Here is a 19,945-nt window from a genome sequence, read left to right as displayed (position 1 = left end):
GGCGAGCGCGGTGGGTGCGGTGCGGAGTAGGCGAACGCGCGAGCGGCGTCCGCTGACGCGTCGCACCGCGGCGGGCCGCACGGGGCCGAGCCCGAGCGGCCCGCCGCTGCGATGACAGGACGTGCGTGGTGCGGCGCTCCCGCGCCGGATCGCCGTGCGCCGGGGCCTGTTCGGCCGGCGGCTCCGGGCGTTACTTGGTCGGCTTCTTGCCCGTGATGCCCAGGTGCACCAGGAGCGCCAGGTTGGGCTTGAGCTCGGCCTGCTTGACGCCCCAGCTCTGGAAGCCCTTCTGGTGCGAGGCCACGGCGGCGAGCATGGCGACGAGCGCGCCGGCCACGGCGGCCGGGTTGACGTCCTTGTCCACCTTGTTCTTGGCCTGGAGCTCCTTGACGGAGTCCGTCAGGGAGTTGGTGACGGCGTTGAGGATCTTCATGCGGATCTTGTAGAACCGCTTGTCGCCCTCGGCCGCCCCGAGATCGACGACGCGGAGGATCGCGTCGTGCTTCCGCCAGAAGGCCAGGAAGCCGTCGACGAGTTCCTCGGCCGTCTGCCAGCCGGACCTGCCCACCCATGAGCGCCCTGCGACGAATTCGGTCAGGCTTGCGCCTTCCTTCGCCATTTCCTCCGCGATCTCGAGGACGGCGCCCTCGACGTCGGGGAAGTACTGGTAGAAGGTCGCGGGTGAGGTGCCGGCCCTGCGGGCGACGTCGATGACCTTGACATCCCGGTAGGGCGAGGAGCTGAGCATTTCACTGAGGCAGTCGAGCAGCTTCTGCCGCGTCGCCTGGCCGCGCCGACCGGCCACCCGGCCGTCGACGGTGCGTACTTGTCCTGTCATGCCGTCAGCTTACCGAGGGGTGATCGGAGCGCGATTCGGCCGCATGCAAATGGGGGCGGGGGTCTGCGGTGGGGTACAACCGCAGGTCAGAGCCGTTGTGAGAGCCCGGGAAGACAGTTGAACCGGATTGGCCCGTACCGGTGAATTGTCCTATGAACAAGCTGTAGACGCGGATATCCACAGGCCCATTCCCGGCGCTGTCCACAGGCCGCGCGGGATCGGGGAAAGCCCCTTACCGTGGCAGCGAGAACACCCGGTGCGCCGGGTGTCGTGTCCACCTCGCACAGCCCGGTCGCGCAGTCCGGTCGCGCGGGAAGGAGCCGACCATGAGCACAGCCACGGACGGAATCCAGGAAGGCGTGCCCTGCTGGGCGGATGTGATGCTGTCCGACGTCGAGGCCGGCAAGCGGTTCTACGGCGAACTCCTCGGCTGGACCTTCCAGGACAGCGGCGGCGAGTACGGCCACTACACCCAGGCCTTCCACGACGGGAAGAACGTCGCGGCGCTCGCGCCCAAGCCCGACGGCCGGATGCCGACGGCCTGGTCCGTCTACTTCGCCTCCGCCGACGCCGCCGCCACGGCGGACCGGATCCGGGCCGCGGGCGGGCAGATCATCATGGGGCCGATGGCGGTCGGCCCGTTCGGCACGATGCTCATGGCCGTCGACCCCGGAGGGGCGGTGTTCGGGGTCTGGCAGGCGGGCAGCCACAAGGGCTTCGAGAAGCGGGGCGAGCCCGGCTCGTTCGGCTGGGCCGAGGTGTTCACCTGGGACGTCAAGGCGATCGACCCCTTCTACGAGGCGGTCTTCGGCTTCAGCACCCATGACGTGAGCGACGAGGCGGGCATCGAGTTCGCGATATGGACGCCCGCCGGAAAGGCCGCCGCCCCGGAGAACGCCGTGGTGGGCCGGGCCGTCATGGACGGTCGGTTCCCTCAGGAGATGCCCGCCCACTTCCTCGTCTACTTCGTCGTCGAGGACTGCGACGACACGGTGCGCACGGCGCTGCGTCTGCGCGGCCGGGTCCGCCGGGATCCGCAGGAGACGCCCTACGGGCGCTTCGCCGTGCTCGCCGACGACCAGGGGGCCGACTTCGCCGTCATCGATGTCTCCGACGTCACCGGGCCGGGACAGGGGTAGCCGGGGCTGGGCGGGACGGGGGAGGGGAGAAAAACGCGAGGTGAGGAGGGGGTGTAGGGGTGAGTGATCCGCATGTGATGGCATATGACCGGATATGGCGGAGACACGGCGAAGCGTGCCCCGGGTTCGCAACCGGGGGCTTCGCCAGGAAGAATCAGGGTGCGTACCCCGGGATAATTTCGCGGTGAGACGCTGCACGGGGCTGAAACTCTTCAAGCCCCCACGGGGAGGTGGCAGGTCAGTGGTGGAGCAGCTTACGCAGCACGACCCGAGACGGATCGGCCCGTTCGAGGTGCTCGGCCGACTCGGTGCCGGCGGCATGGGGCTGGTCTATCTCGCCCGCTCGGCGTCCGGCCGGCGCGTGGCGATCAAGACGGTGCGTACGGAGCTCGCGGAGGACCAGCTCTTCCGCGTCCGCTTCACCCGTGAGGTGGAAGCGGCTCGTGCGGTCAGCGGTTTCTACACCGCCGCCGTCGTGGACGCCGATCCGCGGGCGGCCGTGCCCTGGCTGGCCACCGCGTACGTCCCTGCGCCCTCGCTCGAGGAGATAGTCAATGAGTGCGGGCCGCTCCCGGCCCAGGCCGTGCGCTGGCTGGCCGCCGGCATCGCGGAGGCGCTGCAGTCCATCCACGGCGCCGGGCTCGTGCACCGCGACCTCAAGCCGTCGAACGTGCTCGTGGTGGAGGACGGTCCGCGGGTCATCGACTTCGGCATCGCGTCGGGTGTCTCCAACACGCGACTGACCATGACCAATGTGGCCGTCGGCACCCCCGCGTACATGTCACCCGAACAGGCGCGCGATTCCCGCAGCGTCACGGGCGCCAGCGACATCTTCTCCCTGGGCTCCACGCTGGTCTTCGCCGCGACCGGGCACGCCCCCTTCCATGGCGCCAACCCCGTCGAGACGGTCTTCATGCTGCTCAGGGAGGGCCCGGACCTGAGCGGCCTGCCGGACGAGCTGCGACCGCTCATCGACTCCTGCATGCAGATGGCGGCGGAGAGCCGCCCCAGCCCGGCCGACCTGCAGTCCCAGCTCGCCCCGCACCTGTTCGCCTCCGGCGGGGACGACGACAGCGGCACGGCCTCCGCGTGGCTGCCCGACAACGCCGTCTCCCTGATCGAGCAGCGCCGGGCCGGGCACCGCCCGCCCGCCGCCGGAGGGGCCCGTGGCGGCGGCCGGAGCCGGTCGAGCGTGCCGCCCCGGCCCGCCCAGCCGCCGACTCCCGCCCGCACCCCCGAGCCGGCCTACGAGCCGTCGGGCGGCCGCGCCCCGGCCGGCTGGGGCGACGGCCATGCGAGCGGCCCGGTCGCCGGCCGGTCCGCCGTGGGTGCGCCCGACCCCCGGGGCGGGCTGAGCGGTCCGCACGCCGCACGCTCCGGGGTGGCCCCCATCAGCCCGCAGGGCCGGCACGCCGCCGTCCCGGCGGCCGCCGCGCCCGACGGGACCGTCCGGCTGGCGGGCTCGCAGGTGCCGATCGGGCCGGGGCCGCGCGTCGCCGACGCCCGCGATCCGCTCGACCGTACGGGCGCGAGCTCCACGACCGGCTGGGTACGCCCCCCGGCCGGCTCGCCCATGGCGGCCGTGCCCGCCCAGCCGCCGGCGCCCGCGCCGGAAGCGACGCCGGACAGCGGCGCCAACACCCAGGAGACCCCGGGACGTTGGCGGCCGTGGCGGTTCCGCATGTCCAACGACGTGTGGGGCACCCCCGTCGTCTCCGAGGACCTGCTGTACGTCACGTCCTTCGAGGTCCACGCCCTCGATGTGGCCAGCGGACGACGGCAGTTCAAGACCCGCGACGTGGCCTGGGCCATGGCCGTCGCCGACGGCCGCATACACGCCTCCGACGGCCCGACCCTCTACGCGCTCGACGCCGCCGACGGTACGGAACGGTGGCGGCTGGCGACCGACGGGTGGGTGTACTCCCTCAAGGCCGACCGGGGCACCGTGGTCACGGGCACCCGTGGCGGCGGCGTCCAGGCGTGGGAGGCCGCCAACGGCGAGCTGCTGTGGGAGATGAGCGGGGCGCAGACCGACTTCGAGACCCCCGACTGCGGGCCGGTCGTCCACGACGGCACGGTGTACGTGTGGGCCGACGCGCGGCTGCGCGCGCTCGAGGCCCGCACGGGCGTGGAGCGCTGGTCGTACCCCGTGGGCGACACGGCGGCCTGCGGCGGCGTGCCGGTGCGGCTGCTGCAGGCGCCCGACGGCGTCGTCTACGTCGCCGCCGGGACGCGCGTCCTCGCGATCGACGTGGCGCGGGGCGACGTGCGCTGGCGCTTCGAGGCGCCGGCGGTGTTCCTGAGCGCGCCCGCGTTCGCCTCCGGGCCCGCGGTGACCGGCGGCGGCGTCTACATCGCCGACTACCTGGGCACGGTGTACGCCCTGGATGCGACGACCGGTCGGGACCGCTGGCGTATCGCCACCGAGGCCCGCCAGTCGACCGAGCCGGTGCTGGTCTCGGCCGGGGCGGTGCACCTGGGCAGCGGCAGCGCGCTGTACACGCTGGACGCCGTCACGGGCACGCCCAGGTGGCGGTTCGCGGCGGGTGGCGAGATCGTCGGGGCCCCCGTCGTCGCCGACGGCAGGGTCCACTTCGGCTCGGCCGACCACTGTCTCTACACGGTGGACGCGGCGGGCGGGCAGCTCCGCTGGAAGCTGGCCACGGGCGGCGAGATCACCGGCTCGCCGGTGGCGGCCGCCGGCGTCGTCTACGCGTGCAGCAAGGACCGGTGCGTCTACGCGCTGGACGCGGCGAAGGGGACGGGTCTGTCGCGGCGGTGACGGCCCGCGGTCACCGCACCCGGTGGTCGCGGGTGCGGGCGGCGAAGCGTGCCGCCTGGTCCGCCGGCGGCAGGCTCCCCAGCGAGACGAGGTGGGGGGCCAGGGCGAAGGCGTGCGCGCGGGCGGCCTCCTTGGCCGCCCACAGGGCGCGCACGGTGCCCTGGACCGCCTCGGTCGGACAGGCGGCGATCACGGCCGCCACGCGCAGGGCCGAGGCCACGGCCTCGCCCGGCGGGGTGAGCTCCGAGACCAGCCCGATGTCGTACGCGCGGCGGGCGGAGAGGCGCTCGGCCGTGCCCGTCAGCGCCATGCGCGCGGCCTCGCCGAACGGCATGCGCTGGGCCATGTGAAGGGACTCGTAGGCGCTGACCATGCCGTACGAGGTGTGGGGGTCGAAGAAGGTCGCGTTCTCGGAGGCGACGAGGAACTCCGACTCGCCCAGCAGGTAGAACGCCCCGCCGCAGGCCATGCCGCCGACGGCCGCCACGACCGGTTTCCACAGGTCGGCGGCCTTGGGGCCGACGTCCAGGAGAGGGTCGTCCAGGGAGTACGGGGAGCCGGGCTGCGGGACGTCCGCCGAGCGGTCGATGCCCGTGCAGAAGGCGCGGTCCCCCGCACCGGTCAGCACGACGGCCCGGACGCCGTCGTCGCGGCGGAACTCGCCCCACAGCCGCTTCAGCCGGGCGGCCGTGGGGAGGTCGATGGCGTTGTGGCGTTCGGGCCGGTCCAGCGTGACGAGCGCGACCCCGTCCGGCCGGACGTCGGTGCGGACGGTCATCGGCCCTCCAGGATCCAGCGCGGCACGGTGACGCCGGGCGCGACCTCGGCGAACACCGCCGTGACGGGAGCGCCGATCCGCAGCCGCGAGGGCGGTACCGAGCCGAGGCCGGCATCGGCCGCCGCCACCACATTGCCGACCAGACGGATGCCGGGGGAGTCGGCGAGCTCCACGATGACGACGTTGTACGGCACCTGTGCGGCGTACGCGGGCAGGAGAGGCGGATGGGGCAGGACGTACGACCAGATGTGCCCGCGCCCGGACATCCGGCGCCACTCGGTGGCGAACGAACCGCAGCCGGGGCAGCAGGGGCGGGGCGGGAAACGCGGCGCGTGACAGTCCGCGCAGGCCTGAACGCGCAGCTCACCACGTGCGGCGTACTCCCAGAACGGCAGGCCGTCCGCGTCCGCCACGGGCAGCAGCGGCCCGTTGTCAGTGGTGCCCCTCATCATGGAGGACATGAGCACTCAACTCCTCAGCAGAAGTGCCGAAGTGGGGACGCCCTCGCCCGCCGTGACCAGGCACGTCGTGGCGCCGGGCACCTGCGCGGTGGAGCTGCCGCGGAGTTGCCGGACACCTTCGGTGATGAGGTTGAAGCCATGGACGTAGGCCTCGCTCAGCCCGCCGCCACCGGTGTTGATGGGCAGCCGGCCGCCGATCTCGAGGGCGCCGCCCTCGGAGAAGGCCGCGCCCTCGCCGCGCCCGCAGAAGCCGTAGCCCTCGAGCGAGAGCGGGATCAGCGGGGTGAACGCGTCGTAGATCTGGGCCACATGGACGTCGGCGGGGCCGAAGTCGGCGTGCTTCCACAGCTGCCGGGCGGCGGCCCAGGAGGGGCCGGTCAGCGGGTCGTCGGTCCAGTAGTTGACCATGCCGTGGTGCTGGGCGGGCAGCCCCTGGGCGGCGGAGTGCACATACACGGGGGCGCGGCGGCAGTCGCGTGCGCGGTCGGCGGAGACGACGACGCAGGCCAGTGCGCCGTCCGTTTCCAGGCAGTTGTCGAAGAGGCAGAGCGGATCGCTGATCCAGCGCGAGGTCATGTACATCTCGCGGGTCAGCGGACGGTCGTACATCATCGCGGCGGGATTCTGGTTGGCGCGGTTGCGGCAGGCCAGAGCGACGTCGAAGAGGTGGTCCCGGGTGGCGCCGTACTCGTGCATATAGCGGCGGGCGAGCATCGCGATCTCGTCCACCGGGCGCAGGAGTCCATAGGGGCGGGTCCACTGGGCCGGGGTGGGGAGCTGGGCCCGGGTCTCGGTCCACGGGCGCGGGCCGGAGCCGCGCTTGCGTGAGCGCCAGGCCACGCCGACGGTCGCCTGACCGGTGGTGATCGCGGCGGCGAGGTGCGCGACGGTGGCGCAGGAACCGCCGCCGCCGTAGCCGACGCGGGAGAAGAAGGTCGCGTCGCCCGCGCCGATGGCCTTGGCGAGCTCGACCTCGTCGGTCTCCTCCATGGTGTACGAGGCGAAGGCGTCGACCTGGGAAGGGGGGATGCCGGCGTCGTCCAGCGCGGCGAGGACGGCGCGACAGGCCAGGGTTTTCTCGGATTCGGGGAGTTGTCGGGCGAAGGGGGTCTGACCTATGCCGACGATCGCAGTGGTGTCCTTGAGCGTTGCCGTCATCGCGGCCTCCGGACTGCTGGTCCTGCTGACAGCGCGGAAGGGTATCGCTAATCTGACGAACAGTCAGCTCATGGGGATGCCGGGTACGGGGCGCCGGGCGACGCCTGGGGCCCGGGAGGGCGTGCGATGCGCGGTGACCTGGAATTCGGCTCGATACCCCGGCTCGTCCATACGGCGGCCGCCCGGTACGCCGATCGCGAGGCCGTCGTCGACGGCCGCACCCGCCTTACGTACCGGGAGCTCGGCGAGCGGGTCGACCGGGCCGCCGCCGCGTGCCTGGCCCTCGGGGTCGAAGCGGGTGACCGGGTCGCCGTATGGGCACCGAATACGGTGGACTGGATCGTCTCCGCCCTGGGGGCCGTGACGGCCGGCGCGGTGCTGGTCCCGGTCAACACCCGCTTCAAGGGCGCCGAGGCGGTCCAGGTGCTCGCGCGCACCCGGGCCAGGCTGCTCTTCGTCACCGGCACGTTTCTCGGTACCTCCTACGTCGCCACCCTGCGCAGTGCGGCGAGGGCGGGAGCCGGAGCGGCACCGGGAGCGGGATCCGAGGTGGCGGGCCCGCTGCCCGGGTTGCCGGAGCTACGGGACGTCGTCGTCCTGGCCGATGACGCGCCCGCCGACTTCCACGGCTGGAAGGAGTTCCTCGCCGCCGGGAACGCGGTGCCCGCCCGGTCCGTCCAGGCGCGGGCCGACTCCGTCGACCCGGACGCGCCCTCGGACATCCTCTTCACCTCGGGCACCACGGGGGTGCCCAAGGGAGCCGTCATCACCCACGCCCAGACCCTGCGGGCCTTCGGGGACTGGAGCACGCTGGCCGGACTGCGGGAAGGAGACCACTATCTGATCGTCAACCCGTTCTTCCACACCTTCGGCTACAAGGCGGGCGTCATCGCCTCGCTGATGCGCGGGGCCACGATGGTTCCCCAGGCCGTCTTCACCCCGGAGGCCGTGCTGGCCACCGTCGCGGCCGAGCGGATCACCGTGCTGCCGGGGCCGCCCACGCTCTACCAGTCGCTGCTCGACCACCCGGCGAGGGGCGGGCACGACCTCTCGTCGCTGCGGGTGGTCGTGACGGGGGCGGCGGTCGTGCCGCGGCCGCTGATCGACCGGCTGCGCGGCGAACTGGGCGTGCCCACGGTGCTGACCGCCTACGGCATGAGCGAGGCCACCGGGCTGGTCACCATGTGCCGGCGAGGCGATCCGGCGGAGAAGGTCGCGACGACGTCGGGGCGGGCCGTGCCGGGCACCGAGGTGAAGGTGGTGGGGGCCGACGGGGCCCTGCTGCCGCCCGGCGGGGCGGGGGAGATCCTGGTGCGCGGCTACCAGGTGATGTCCGGCTACTTCGAGGACGCCGAGGCCACGGCGCGGGCCGTGGACCGGGAGGGATGGCTGCACACCGGGGACGTCGGAGTCCTCGATGGCGAGGGCAATCTCCGGATCACCGACCGGGTGAAGGACATGTTCGTCGTCGGCGGCTTCAACGTGTACCCCGCCGAGGTGGAGCGCGTGCTGGCGCGGCATCCCGGAATCGCGGAGGTCGCGGTCGTCGGCATGCCGGACGCGCGGCTGGGGGAGGTCGGCAGGGCATTCGTGGTGCGGCGTGCCGGGGTGGAGCCGGAGCTCACCGCGGAGCGGCTGATCGCCTGGGCGCGGCGCGAGATGGCCAACTACAAGGTGCCGCGCGGGGTGGAGTTCGTCCCGTCGCTGCCACGGAACGCGGCGGGCAAGGTGCTCAAGCGGAAGCTGAGGGACCTGCCTTAGGGCGCCGCCTGGGGCAGGGCTCAGGCGCTCGGCGTTCAACAGCCGGACGGGCTCCCCTCGGCCCGTCCGGCCTGCCCGTCGTCAGCCGATGCGGTCGTACGAGACGGCGTCAGGGTGGTCGTCACCGCCGCCGGCGGGGTGGTCGTCGAAGACCCGCTGCGCCTGCACGGTGGCGGTCTCGTCCGCCGGGTGGTCGTCGTCGGCGACCGCCGGGACGGCGCCGATGATCGCCGCGGCCGCGGCGACGCCGAGTATCGCGAGCGCCCTTCTGCCGCGTGCCGTCTTGGCGATCGTGGTCGTGCGGTTCATCGCTACTCCTCTGTTCGGGGGTTGATGCGTGGGCCGGTTGGTCCCGGGTGCTCCGTGGTGCTCCGTCGGCGGGTGCCGTGGTGGGGCACGGCTCCGCCTGGGACGCCACGCAGGGGCCGGCATCGACGGCTCCCCCTCCCCGCCGTCGACGCCGGCCCCTGACGATCCCCGTTGCTCAACCCCCGTTCCCCCGATTCCCCCGTTCCCCCGTATCCCCCGTTGGACCCGTTCCCCCGTGTCCCCGTTGAGCCTGACCCCCGTTTCCCCGTGGGTCCGTCCCCCGTTTCCCCGTGGTCCCCGTTGGACTCAGCCCCGCGTTTCCCCGTTGGGCTGAGTCCCCGTTCCCCCGTTTTCCCCCGTGCCCCCGTTACCTCCGTTGGACCGGCCCCCGTTCCCCGTTGGCCTGTCCCTCGGTTTCCCCTGTGGCCCTGGTTCCCCGTGTCCCCTGGACCGTTCCCCGTGACCCCCGTGATTCCCCGTGGTTCCCCGGTGGCCTTCGTGCACCCTCTCCGTACCCGTCCCCTGATTTCCCCCGTTGCCCCCAGGGGAGCCGGTGGGCCCGGGAGCTTCCGGCCGATGTGTGGCGGAAGCTCCCCGGCTCACGCCGTGGGTCGGAAAGCTCTTGGAAAGCTGTGGAGCGTGAGAGCCGCGGCTAGAACGGCTTCTCGGTGGTCGGGTGGTCGTCCAGCAGGCGGAGCGGCGGAGGACTCGTGGGGTGGTCGTCCATCAGGACGAACGGCTCGGTCCCCGTCGGGTGGTCGTCCCCCGGCCGGGCCTGGACCGCGACCAGCGGTTCGGTCCCCGTCGGGTGGTCGTCCTGCGGTATTGCGTCGACCGGCTTGAGCTGTCGCTCGTCGCTCATCGTCTTCTCCAGATGGTCAGTGCGAGTCGTAAGGTTCGATGGGGACTGCAGAACCCGCCCGGCGACTCCCCCGAGGACCGCCGGACGGGCACATCAGGGCTGTTCACCCTGGAGGTGAGGCCTCACCTACGACCCGCCTGCCCCCCGACGCGACGGATCGACATCCCTTAGAGTGCCGTACCGCGATAAACGATCGATGAACGGGCACGTGACAGCGTTTTTGCGGCCCGCACCAGGCCCTTTCGGGGCCTTTTCGGGGCCCGGACGGGGCCCTTCCGGGCCGTTCCGGGGCATGCGCAACAGCCCATGAAAGGGCGAAGAGTCCCGCAAGGAATCCCGCAAAAAACCCGCCGCCCCGGCCCCCGCCGCCCCCGCCCCCTCCGCTACGCGGCCGCGACCGGCGTCAGCAGGCTGCGTACCTCCATGGCCTCGGACGAGCCCAGCTGCTCGAAGATGGCCAGGGCCTCCGTCCAGCAGGCCTGTGCGCGGCCCGGCTGGCCCAGGGCGTTCAGGGAACGGCCCAGTACGGTCAGGACGTTTCCGCGCCGCCTGGCGCCGCCGATGCCGCGCAGCTGTGCCAGCGCCTGCTCGGCGTGGGCTGCGGCCTGGGCGGGCCGGCGGGCGGCGAAGTGGAGCTCGGCCATGCGGAAGACGGTCATGCCCTCCCACAGCCGCTGCCGGTTGTCGCGGAAGATGGGCAGGGCTTCGTTGAGCCGCTTGAGCGCGTCGTCGAAGCGCCCGGCCTTGGTGAGGGCCAGTGCGTAGGCGTAGAGGCCGTTGGCGAGCCGCCAGGAGACGTTGATCTCGCGGTAGATGGCCAGGGCCTGTTCGGCGAGGCGGACGGCGGACTGGACCTGTCCCATGCCCAGGTGGACCCGGGAGAGGTTGCTCAGGGTGCTCGCCTCGCCGGGGCGGTTGCCGTCGGCGCGGAAGTAGCTGAGGGCCTGGTTGACGAAGGCCTCGGCGTCCTCGTGGCGCTGCTGGTAGATGGCGGCGATGGCGCGGTTGTTGGAGCCGTAGCAGCAGGCGATGGGGTCGCCGGTGGAGCGGCCGAGCCGCACGGCGTGGCGGCCGTGCTCGTCGGCCAGGGCGAAGCGGTCGGACCAGTTGTAGACGTGGGTCAGCACGGTCCGCGCGCGGCCCTCGGCGCGGGCGTCGCCGGCGGCCTGGGTGGCGGCCAGGAGGGACGTGGCGGCCAGTTCGTACTGGCGGGCGTCGGCGCCGGACTCGGCGAGGTCCTTGGCGGCCAGCAGCAGGTCGACGGCGCGCCGCAGGGTGTCGCCGCCGGAGTCGGCGTGCTGGCGCACGCAGGCGAGCAGGCACCCGGCCTCGACGTAGAGCCAGTCGCCGGCCGCGCTGCGGTCGGTGAAGGTGAGCCCGGGGTGGGTGGTGGGCGTCAGGTGGGCGAGGAGCTGGTCGCCGGGCCGTTCCATGACGTACACGCCGGCGGCGGTGGCGAGGTAGAAGTCGAGCAGGCGCGACATCGCGGCGGCGCGTTCGGCGGGCGGCTGTTCGTCGCGTTCGGCGCATGCACGCGCGTAGAGGCGTACGAGGTCGTGGAAGCGGTACCGGCCCGGGGCGGCGGATTCCAGGAGCGAGGTGTCGACGAGCGACTCGAGGAGCTCCTCGGTGTCCTCGAGGTCCAGGTCGAGGACGGCGGCCGCGGCGGCCAGCGAGATGTCGGGGCCGTCGGCCAGTCCCAGCAGGCGGAAGGCGCGGGCCTGGCCGGGTTCGAGCTGTCCGTAGCCGAGCTCGAAGGTGGCCTTCACGGCCAGGTCGCCGGCCCGCAGTTCGTCCAGGCGGCGGCGTTCGTCGCCGAGCTTGCGGGCCAGGACCGACACGGTCCAGGTGCGGCGGGCGGCCAGCCGGGAGGCCGCGATGCGGATGGCGAGCGGCAGGAAGCCGCAGGCGGCCACGACGTCCATGGCGGCGTCGCGTTCGGCGCCGACCCGCTCGGAGCCGACGATGCGGGTGAAGAGGACGAGCGCTTCCTCCGGGCTCATCACGTCGAGGTCGACGAGGTGGGCGCCGGCGAGGTCGACCATGCGGATGCGGCTGGTGACCAGGGCCGCGCAGCCTTCGGTGCCGGGCAGCAGGGGGCGGACCTGGGCGGCGTCGCGGGCGTTGTCGAGCAGGGTGAGCACGCGGCGGCCGTCGAGGGTGGAGCGGAAGAGGGCGGCGCGTTCCTCGACGCCGTCCGGAATAGCGGAATCCGGGATTCCGAGGGCGCGGAGGAAGGAGCCGAGGATGGCTTCCGGTTCGGCGACGACCGGCCCGGCGCCCTGCAGGTCCACGTACAGCTGGCCGTCGGGGAAGTGGTTCCGCGCGGCGTGCGCGACATGCACGGCGAGGGTGGTCTTGCCGACGCCGCCGATGCCCGCGACGGCGGAGACCGCCATGATGCGGCCCTCGGCCGTCGCCAGCTGCTCGCTGAGCTCGTCGACGAAGGCGGCGCGGCCGGTGAAGTCCGAGACGGTCGCCGGCAGCTGGGCCGGGCGGACGAAGGTGGGGCCGGCCGCGACGCGGTCGGCGGTGGTGAAGTGGACGGTGAGGTCGGCGTCGGCGTTGAGGATGCGCTGCTGCAGCTCCGACAGCTCCGGGCAGGGGTCGACGCCCAGTTCGTCGGCGAGCAGGCGCCGGGTGTCGGCGTAGACGGCCAGGGCCTCGGCCTGGCGGCCGCTGCGGTACAGCGCGAGCATCAGCAGCTCCCGCAGCCGCTCGCGCAGCGGATGCGCGGCCGTCAGGGCGGTCAGCTCCGAGACGGCCTCCGCGTGCCCGCCGACCTCCAGATCGACGTCCAGCCGGGCCTCCAGCAGGCTCAGCCGCCACTCCTCCAGCCGCGCCCGCTGCGTGTCGGCGTACGGCCCGGACAGGCCCGCCAGCGGCTCGCCGTCCCACAGCGCCAGGGCGTCGTTCATCAGCTCGCGCGCCCGCAGCCGGTCCCCGCTGCCGTGCGCCTTGTCGGCCTCCGCCGCCAGCCGCTCGGCCACGTCGATGTCGAGCCCGTCCACCGGGACGCGTATCGCGTATCCGCCCGCCTCGCTCACCAGGGCGTCCGCGTCCGGCCCGAACGCCTTCCGCAGCCGCGAGGCGTACGTGCGCAGCGCGGCCAGCGCCGCGTGCGGCGGCTCGCCGCCCCACAGGGCGTCGACGAGCTCGGGCGCGGTGGCGGTGCGTCCGCCGCGCAGCAGCAGGGCGGCGAGCAGGGCCCGCTGCTGCGGAGACCCGGTGTTGAGCGGTGTCTCTCCCCGCCAGGCGCGAACGGGCCCGAGCACAGCGAAACGCAGCTCCAGCCCGTGCCCTGTATCACCGGCCATCGTGACCCCCTGCCTGTCCTGCTCGGTCGCACCGGCCAGTCTGCCTTGTTCGGGCCCTCTGCGTCAGCAGGGGTCTCCGGCCTCTCGCCTCCGCCCACCAAGGGCCTTCCCCGAGCGTTACTGACGAAGCGTCAGATCGGCGCTAACGTGTCGGCCATGGCGAGCTTCCCCGCGATAATCTCGGTGGACGACCACACGGTCGAGCCCTCCGACGTCTGGCGGAACCGGCTTCCGTCGAAATTCCGCGACGTCGGGCCACGGATCGTAAGGGCGCCGGTGAAGGAGATGACGTTCACCGGCGGACGCTTCGCGACCGTCATGGGCGCCCCGGGGGACGAAGGGCCCGTGGCGGACTGGTGGGTCTATGAGGATTTGTTCCGTCCTCTCACACGGCTTGATACCGCCGTCGGATACTCCAGAGACGAGATCCGGCTCGAGGGGATCACCTACGAACGGATGCGGCCGGGTTCGTACAGCGTTCCCGAGCGACTGGCCGACATGGACCTCAACCACGTCCAGTCGGCTCTGTGCTTCCCGACGTTCCCGCGCTTCTGCGGGCAGACCTTCACCGAGGCCGCCGACCGCGAGCTGGCGCTGCTGTGCGTGCGGGCCTACAACGACTGGATGGTCGAGGAGTGGTGCGGCCCGGCCGCCGGGGGCCGGCTGATCCCGCTCGCCATCGTGCCCCTGTGGGACGCGCGCCTCGCCGCCGAGGAGGTGCGGCGCAACGCCGCCCGCGGCGTCCGCGCGGTGTGCTTCTCCGAGATCCCGCCCCGCCTGGGCCTGCCGTCCGTCCATTCCGACGGCTGGGACCCCTTCCTGCGCGCCTGCGCGGAGACCGGGACGGTCGTGGCCATGCACATCGGCTCCTCCTCGCGCATGCCCTCCACGTCGGAGGACGCCCCGCCCGCCGTCAGCTCGGCCCTCACCTTCGCCAACTGCTGCTTCTCGCTGGCCGACTGGCTGATGTCGGGCACGTTCGACCGCTTCCCCGGCCTTCGCATCATGTACGCGGAGGGGCAGATCGGTTGGATTCCGTACATCCTGGAGCGGGCGGACGTGGTGTGGGAGGAGAACCGCGGCTGGGGCGGCATCGGGGACAAGGTGCTGCGGCCGCCGTCGGAGGCGTTCGCGGAGCATGTCTACGGCTGCTTCTTCGACGACGCCTTCGGCCTGCGCAACCTCGACGCCATCGGCGCCGGGAACGTCCTCTACGAGACCGACTACCCGCACTCCGACTCCACCTGGCCCAGGTCGCGGCAGGTGGCCGAGGAGCAGATGGCGCATCTGTCGCCCGAGGTCACCGAGCGCGTCGTGCGCGGCAACGCCATCGAGCTGCTGGGGCTCACGCCGGAGGGGCTGTGGGTCGGCGGGTGAGAGCGCCTGCCGGTGGGGGTCGCTCCATGAGGGCGTCCGCGGAACCCCGCCATGGGCCTCTTCGGCCTCTTGACGCTCCCCGCGCGCGGTGCCACAGTCGCACCTACTTGATCTGACGGTACGTCAGAAACCTTGGAAGACGGGCGGTGGCCACCGTGGAATTCGGGATCTTCGTGCAGGGCTACGTACCGGCGACCCGCTCGCGGGCCGATCCGCGAGCCGAGCACCACGCGCTGATGGAGGAGACCGAGTACGTCATCCAGGCGGACAGGGCGGGCTTCAAGTACGCCTGGGCCTCCGAGCACCACTTCCTCGACGAGTACTCCCACCTGTCCGCCAACGACGTCTTCCTCGGCTACCTCGCCCACGCCACCGAACGCATCCACCTCGGCTCGGGCATCTTCAACCCGTTGCCGCAGGTCAACCACCCCGTCAAGGTCGCCGAGAAGGCCGCCATGCTCGACCACCTCTCCGGCGGGCGGTTCGAGTTCGGCACCGGCCGGGGCGCGGGCAGCCACGAGATCCTGGGCTTCCTCCCGGGCGTCACCGACATGGACGCCACGAAGGAGATCTGGGAGGAGACGATCGCCGAGTTCCCGAAGATGTGGCGGGAGGGGGAGTACGAGGGCTTCGCGGGCCGGCACTGGTCGCTGCCGCCGCGCCGGATCCTGCCCAAGCCGTACGGCCCCTCCCACCCCGCCATGTGGTACGCCGCCGGCTCGCCCTCCTCGTACGCCATGGCCGCCCGCAAGGGGCTGGGCGTGCTGGGCTTCAGCGTGCAGAAGGTCTCCGACATGGAGTGGGTCGTCGACTCCTACCGCACGGCCGTCCGGGAGGCCGAGGCCGTGGGCGACTTCGTCAACGACAACGTCATGGTCACCACCACCGCCATCTGCGCCGAGACCCACCAGGAGGCGGTGCGGATCGCGGCGAGCAGCAACCTCCACTACCTGCAGTCGCTGCTCTTCCGCTACCACGACACCTTCCCGCGCCCCGAGGGCATCCCCGAGTGGCCCGAGCTGCTGCCCGAGTACACCGAGGAGATCATCGAGCTGCTCATCGCCGAGGAACTGATGATCTGCGGCGACCCGGACGAGGTGTTCCGCCAGTGCAAGCGCTGGGAACAGGCGGGCGCCGACCAGCTCTCCTTCGGGCTGCCGGTGGGCGTGCCGTACGAGGACACGATGCGGACCATCCGGCTCATCGGCGAGCACGTCGTCCCGAAGATCGACACCGATCCGGTCCACCGCACGACGCGCTTCCGCCAGGCCGCCGCCACGGCCTGAGCGCCGCGCCCCCGCGCACCGGGGCGGCGCCTCCCGGGCCGCCGCCCCGGCCCCGCTCGTAGGCCCCTGCGGGTACGCACGCGTGCCCGCTGCGTACGACGAGCACGCGTGCCCGCGCACACGACGAGGACGAGTGAGAGGACCCGACCGTGCTGGACCACCTCTACCGCCGCGCCACCGTCGTCGACGGCACCGGAGGAGCCTCCTACGTCGCCGACGTCGGCATACGGGAGGGCCGGATCGCGGTGATCGAGCGCGGCAGTCACGGCAGGGCCGCCGTGAAGGCGGGCGGGCGGCTGGGTGAGCGGGCGCGCACCGAGGAGGACGCGGACGGGCTGGTCCTCGCCCCCGGCTTCGTCGACCCGCACACCCACTACGACGCGCAGCTCTTCTGGGATCCCTACGCCACCCCGTCCATGAGCCACGGCGTCACCACCGTCGTCGGTGGCAACTGCGGCTTCACCCTCGCGCCGCTCGACCCCGCCCGCCCGGCCGACGCCGACTACACGCGGCGGATGATGAGCAGGGTCGAGGGCATGCCGCTGTCGGCCCTCGAAGAGGGCGCGCCGTGGGACTGGTCGTCGTTCGGCGACTACCTGGACGCCCTGGAGGGCGGCGGCATCGCCGTCAACGCCGGGTTCATGGTGGGCCACTGCGCGCTGCGGCGGTACGCGATGGGGGCCGACGCCGTGGGCGGTACACCCGACGAGGCGCAGTCGCGGCGGATGCTCGCGCTGCTGCACGAGGCCATGGACGCCGGCGCCTGGGGGCTGTCCACCACCCAGTCGGACACCCACTCCGACGGGGCGGGCGACCCCGTGGCCTCCCGGCACGCCCTGCCCGGCGAGCTGCTCGCGCTCGCCCGCGCGGTCGGCGAGCACGAGGGGACGCAGCTGGAGGCGATCGTCGCCGGCTGCCTGGACCGCTTCTCGGCGGCGGAGGCCGAGCTGCTGGTGGGCATGACGGAGGCCGCACGGCGGCCGCTGAACTGGAACGTCCTCACCATCGACTCGGCCGTGCCCGGGCGCGTGCCGCACCAGCTCGCCGCGAGCGAGCGGGCACGCACGCGTGGCGGCAGGATCGTCGCCCTGACCATGCCGATCCTCACCCCCATGAACATGTCGCTGGGCACCTTCTGCGCGCTGAACCTCATCCCGGGCTGGGGCGCCGTCCTGGCGCTGCCCGTGCCCGAGCGGATCGACCGGCTGCGCGACCCGGCGGTACGGGCGGAGCTGCTGCGGGGTGCGGCGAGCCCGGAGGCGGGCGTCTTCCGGCGGCTGGCCGACTTCGGCCGCTACGTCATCGGGGACACGTACACCAAGGAGAACGACGGCCTGACCGGTCGCGTCGTCCGCGACATCGCCGCCGAGCGGGGCACCGACCCCTTCGCCACGCTCGTCGACATCTGCGTCGCCGACGAGCTGCGTACGGTCCTGTGGCCGATGCCGACGGACGACGACCCGGCGAGCTGGGAGCTGCGCCGCCAGGCCTGGGACCACGAGGACGTGCTGCTCGGCGGCTCCGACGCGGGGGCGCACCTGGACCGGATGTGCGGAGCGCCCTACACGACGCGTTTTCTCGGCGACTGCCTGCGAGGGCGGCGGCTGGTGCCGCTGGAGCGGGCGGTGCGGATGCTGAGCGACGAGCCCGCGCGGTTGTTCGGGCTGCGCGGGCGGGGGCGGATCGCCCAGGGGTGGTGCGCGGACCTGGTGCTCTTCGACCCGGGGCGGATCGACGCCGGGGCGGCGACGCTGGTGCGCGACCTGCCGGGCGGCGGGGCGCGGTTGGACGCGCGGGCGGTGGGGGTGGTGAGCGTACGGGTCAACGGGGTCGAGACCGTGCGGCACGACGTGGTGACGGGGGCGGTGCCGGGGCGCGTGCTGCGGTCGGGACGGGATACGGAGACGGTGGGGACGGGAAATTTTTGAACCGGGATAAAAGGGGCGGCGTTGCGGTTACCGTAGCGGGCTCCGGGGGCGCTCGAGCCGAGGTGTTACCGGTCGTAACGTGTGTGCTGCCTTTATTTGCGAGGTCAATCGCCGGGAATCATGCGCCTGTTCAAGGTTCGATGTCCGGATGTTTGTCCTCCGGTTGCGGAAACAGCACCGCTTAACGTCCTCGCCATGGTTCAGGTACACGCACGGCCAGGGGCCGGAGACACGGTAATGAACGTCGCGGGCCGCGACGCGGGAGATGTGCGCGCCAAGGGACTCAGCGGGAACTCCGTCGGCCTGCTGGGCAGCGCCGTCATCGGGATCTCCACCGTCGCGCCCGTCTACTGCCTGACCTCCACCCTCGGCCCCACCGTCGGCCAGGTCGGGGTGCAGATGCCCGCCGTCTTCCTCGCGGGCTTCCTCCCGATGCTGCTCGTCGCCTTCGCCTACCGCGAGCTGAACGCCGTACTGCCCGACTGCGGCACGTCCTTCACCTGGACCGTACGGGCCTTCGGGCCCCGCATCGGCTGGATGTGCGGCTGGGGCCTGGTCATCGCGACCATCATCGTGCTGTCCAACCTGGCAGGCGTCGCGACCTCCTTCTTCTATCTCCTGCTGGGCGAGATCACGGGCAGCGACGCCGTCGCCGCCCTCGACGACAACCGGATCGCGCACGTCGGTACCTGCCTGGCCTTCATCGCCGTCGCGACCGCCGTCAGCTACCGCGGCATGACCGCGACCAAGGGCGTGCAGTACGCGCTCGTCGGCCTCCAGCTGGCCGTCCTCGCCGTGTTCGTCGCCATGGCGATCGTGAAGGCGCGCTCCGGCGACCTCCCCGGTTCCATCGACTTCTCGTGGAGCTGGCTGAACCCCTTCGGCGTCGAGTCCTTCAGCGCCTTCACGGCGGGACTGTCGCTGTCGATCTTCATGTACTGGGGCTGGGACGCCTGCCTCACCGTCAACGAGGAGACCGAGGGCAGCGCCAGGACCCCCGGCCGGGCCGCGCTCCTCGCCATGGTCGTGCTCGTCGGCTCCTACCTGCTGACGGCCGTCGCGGCGCAGATGTTCTCCGGCGTGGGGGAGAAGGGCACCGGCCTCGGCAACCCCGACACCGCCGGCAACGTCTTCGCCGCCCTGGCCGACCCCGTGCTGGGCACGGCGCTCGGCGTACTGCTCTTCGTCGCCGTCCTGGCCTCCGCCGCCGCGAGCCTGCAGACCACGTTCCTGCCCGTCGCGCGGACCGTGCTCGCCATGAGCACCTACCAGGCCCTGCCCCCGTCCTTCGCCCGCGTCCACCCGCGCTTCAAGTCCCCGGGCCGCGCCACGATCGCCGCCGGCGTGGCGACCGGCGTCTTCTACGCCGTCATGAGCTTCCTCAGCGAGAACGTGCTGATCGACACGGTCTACGCGCTGGGCCTGATGATCTGCTTCTACTACTCGATCACGGCGTTCGCGTGCGCCTGGTTCTTCCGCCACGAGCTCCGCAACTCGGTGCGCGACGCGTGTTTCAAGGGCGTCTTCCCGCTCATGGGCGGCGTGTTGCTGGCGGCCGTCTTCTGCAAGACGCTCTACGACATGTGGAACCCGGCCTACGGCAGCGGCAGCGCGGTCGCCGGCGTCGGCTCGGTCTTCGTCATCGGCGTCGGCCTGCTGCTCCTCGGCCTCGTCCTGATGCTCCTGATGCAGCGCCGCAGCCCGGCGTTCTTCCGCGGCGAGGTACTGACCCGCTCGACGCCGGCGCTGGTGGCGGAGGACTGAGGGGGCGGGGTCGCGGGGCCGCCGGGCCGCGGGGCTGCGAGGCCGCGGGGCCGCCGGGCTGCGGGGCCACGGGGGCGGCCTGGTAACCGGCGTGCCCTGTCGGTCTCCAGGCGGAGGGGACGTTCGCCCGTGCGGGGGAGCGGGATGGTCCTCCGGCACGAAGTGGGCGTCCGCGGTGATCGGCA

The 19,945-nt window shown here is 72.6% G+C and carries 14 protein-coding genes; 7 read left to right on the top strand and 7 right to left on the bottom strand.

The window, feature by feature from the left end; translation table 11 throughout:
- Positions 1 to 190: 190 nt before the first annotated feature.
- A complete protein-coding gene (locus J1792_RS03650; protein ID WP_086574409.1) occupies positions 191 to 838 on the bottom strand; it encodes a TetR/AcrR family transcriptional regulator in 648 nt (215 codons plus the stop codon).
- Positions 839 to 1,164: 326 nt separating this feature from the next.
- Here J1792_RS03650 and kbpA point away from each other — a divergent pair, with 326 nt between their 5' ends.
- Complete coding sequence (gene kbpA, locus J1792_RS03645; RefSeq protein ID WP_207246664.1) at positions 1,165 to 1,977, top strand: AfsK-binding protein KbpA; 813 nt, start codon at positions 1,165 to 1,167, stop codon at positions 1,975 to 1,977.
- A gap of 241 nt (positions 1,978 to 2,218) precedes the next feature.
- On the top strand, positions 2,219 to 4,759 hold the full coding sequence (gene afsK / locus J1792_RS03640; RefSeq protein ID WP_086574995.1) for a protein serine/threonine kinase AfsK: 2,541 nt from the start codon (positions 2,219 to 2,221) through the stop codon (positions 4,757 to 4,759).
- A 10-nt stretch (positions 4,760 to 4,769) separates the two neighbouring features.
- Here the strand turns inward: afsK and J1792_RS03635 are convergent, their stop codons facing one another.
- From J1792_RS03635 to J1792_RS03625, 3 genes are read right to left on the bottom strand one after another with little or no spacing between them, the layout of a single operon-like run.
- On the bottom strand, positions 4,770 to 5,537 hold the full coding sequence (locus J1792_RS03635; RefSeq protein ID WP_086574993.1) for an enoyl-CoA hydratase/isomerase family protein: 768 nt from the start codon (positions 5,535 to 5,537) through the stop codon (positions 4,770 to 4,772).
- On the bottom strand, positions 5,534 to 5,998 hold the full coding sequence (locus tag J1792_RS03630; RefSeq protein WP_086574997.1) for a Zn-ribbon domain-containing OB-fold protein: 465 nt from the start codon (positions 5,996 to 5,998) through the stop codon (positions 5,534 to 5,536). The genes J1792_RS03635 and J1792_RS03630 overlap by 4 nt, the downstream gene beginning before the upstream one ends.
- 6 nt (positions 5,999 to 6,004) lie before the next feature.
- Positions 6,005 to 7,156 (bottom strand): lipid-transfer protein, encoded by a 1,152-nt coding sequence (locus tag J1792_RS03625; protein WP_086574991.1) that lies wholly within the window; start codon positions 7,154 to 7,156, stop codon positions 6,005 to 6,007.
- 126 nt (positions 7,157 to 7,282) lie between these two features.
- Between J1792_RS03625 and J1792_RS03620 the strand changes: the two genes are divergently transcribed.
- A complete protein-coding gene (locus J1792_RS03620) occupies positions 7,283 to 8,917 on the top strand; it encodes a FadD3 family acyl-CoA ligase (protein ID WP_207246663.1) in 1,635 nt (544 codons plus the stop codon).
- Between the two features lie 81 nt (positions 8,918 to 8,998).
- Here the strand turns inward: J1792_RS03620 and J1792_RS03615 are convergent, their stop codons facing one another.
- The 3 genes from J1792_RS03615 to afsR all read right to left on the bottom strand — a co-directional run bounded on the left by J1792_RS03615 (position 8,999) and on the right by afsR (position 13,405).
- A complete protein-coding gene (locus J1792_RS03615; RefSeq protein WP_086575364.1) occupies positions 8,999 to 9,226 on the bottom strand; it encodes a hypothetical protein in 228 nt (75 codons plus the stop codon).
- 652 nt (positions 9,227 to 9,878) lie between these two features.
- Complete coding sequence (locus J1792_RS03610; protein WP_207246662.1) at positions 9,879 to 10,088, bottom strand: hypothetical protein; 210 nt, start codon at positions 10,086 to 10,088, stop codon at positions 9,879 to 9,881.
- Between the two features lie 383 nt (positions 10,089 to 10,471).
- The gene (gene afsR, locus J1792_RS03605) at positions 10,472 to 13,405 is read right to left on the bottom strand and encodes an SARP-family global regulator AfsR (RefSeq protein ID WP_086573426.1); all 2,934 of its coding nucleotides are present in this window, start codon (positions 13,403 to 13,405) and stop codon (positions 10,472 to 10,474) included.
- Positions 13,406 to 13,561: 156 nt separating this feature from the next.
- Here afsR and J1792_RS03600 point away from each other — a divergent pair, with 156 nt between their 5' ends.
- The 4 genes from J1792_RS03600 (at position 13,562) to J1792_RS03585 (ending at position 19,760) form a co-directional block, all read left to right on the top strand.
- Entirely contained in the window at positions 13,562 to 14,782 is a 1,221-nt protein-coding gene (locus tag J1792_RS03600; RefSeq protein WP_086573424.1) for an amidohydrolase family protein, read from the top strand.
- Between the two features lie 155 nt (positions 14,783 to 14,937).
- Positions 14,938 to 16,068, top strand: a complete 1,131-nt coding sequence (locus J1792_RS03595) for an LLM class flavin-dependent oxidoreductase (protein WP_086573428.1) — start codon at positions 14,938 to 14,940, stop codon at positions 16,066 to 16,068.
- A 149-nt stretch (positions 16,069 to 16,217) separates the two neighbouring features.
- Positions 16,218 to 17,996 (top strand): N-acyl-D-amino-acid deacylase family protein, encoded by a 1,779-nt coding sequence (locus J1792_RS03590; protein ID WP_086573423.1) that lies wholly within the window; start codon positions 16,218 to 16,220, stop codon positions 17,994 to 17,996.
- A gap of 195 nt (positions 17,997 to 18,191) precedes the next feature.
- Positions 18,192 to 19,760, top strand: coding sequence for an APC family permease (locus J1792_RS03585; RefSeq protein WP_207246661.1), 1,569 nt, complete (start codon positions 18,192 to 18,194; stop codon positions 19,758 to 19,760).
- The last annotated feature ends 185 nt before the right edge of the window (positions 19,761 to 19,945 follow it).

The sequence above is a fragment of the Streptomyces triculaminicus genome (assembly GCF_017349075.1).
In the GTDB taxonomy this organism is placed as follows: Bacteria; Actinomycetota; Actinomycetes; order Streptomycetales; family Streptomycetaceae; genus Streptomyces; species Streptomyces triculaminicus.
The sequence above is the reverse complement of the archived record's forward strand: the minus strand, read 5'-3'. Positions and strand labels throughout refer to the sequence as shown.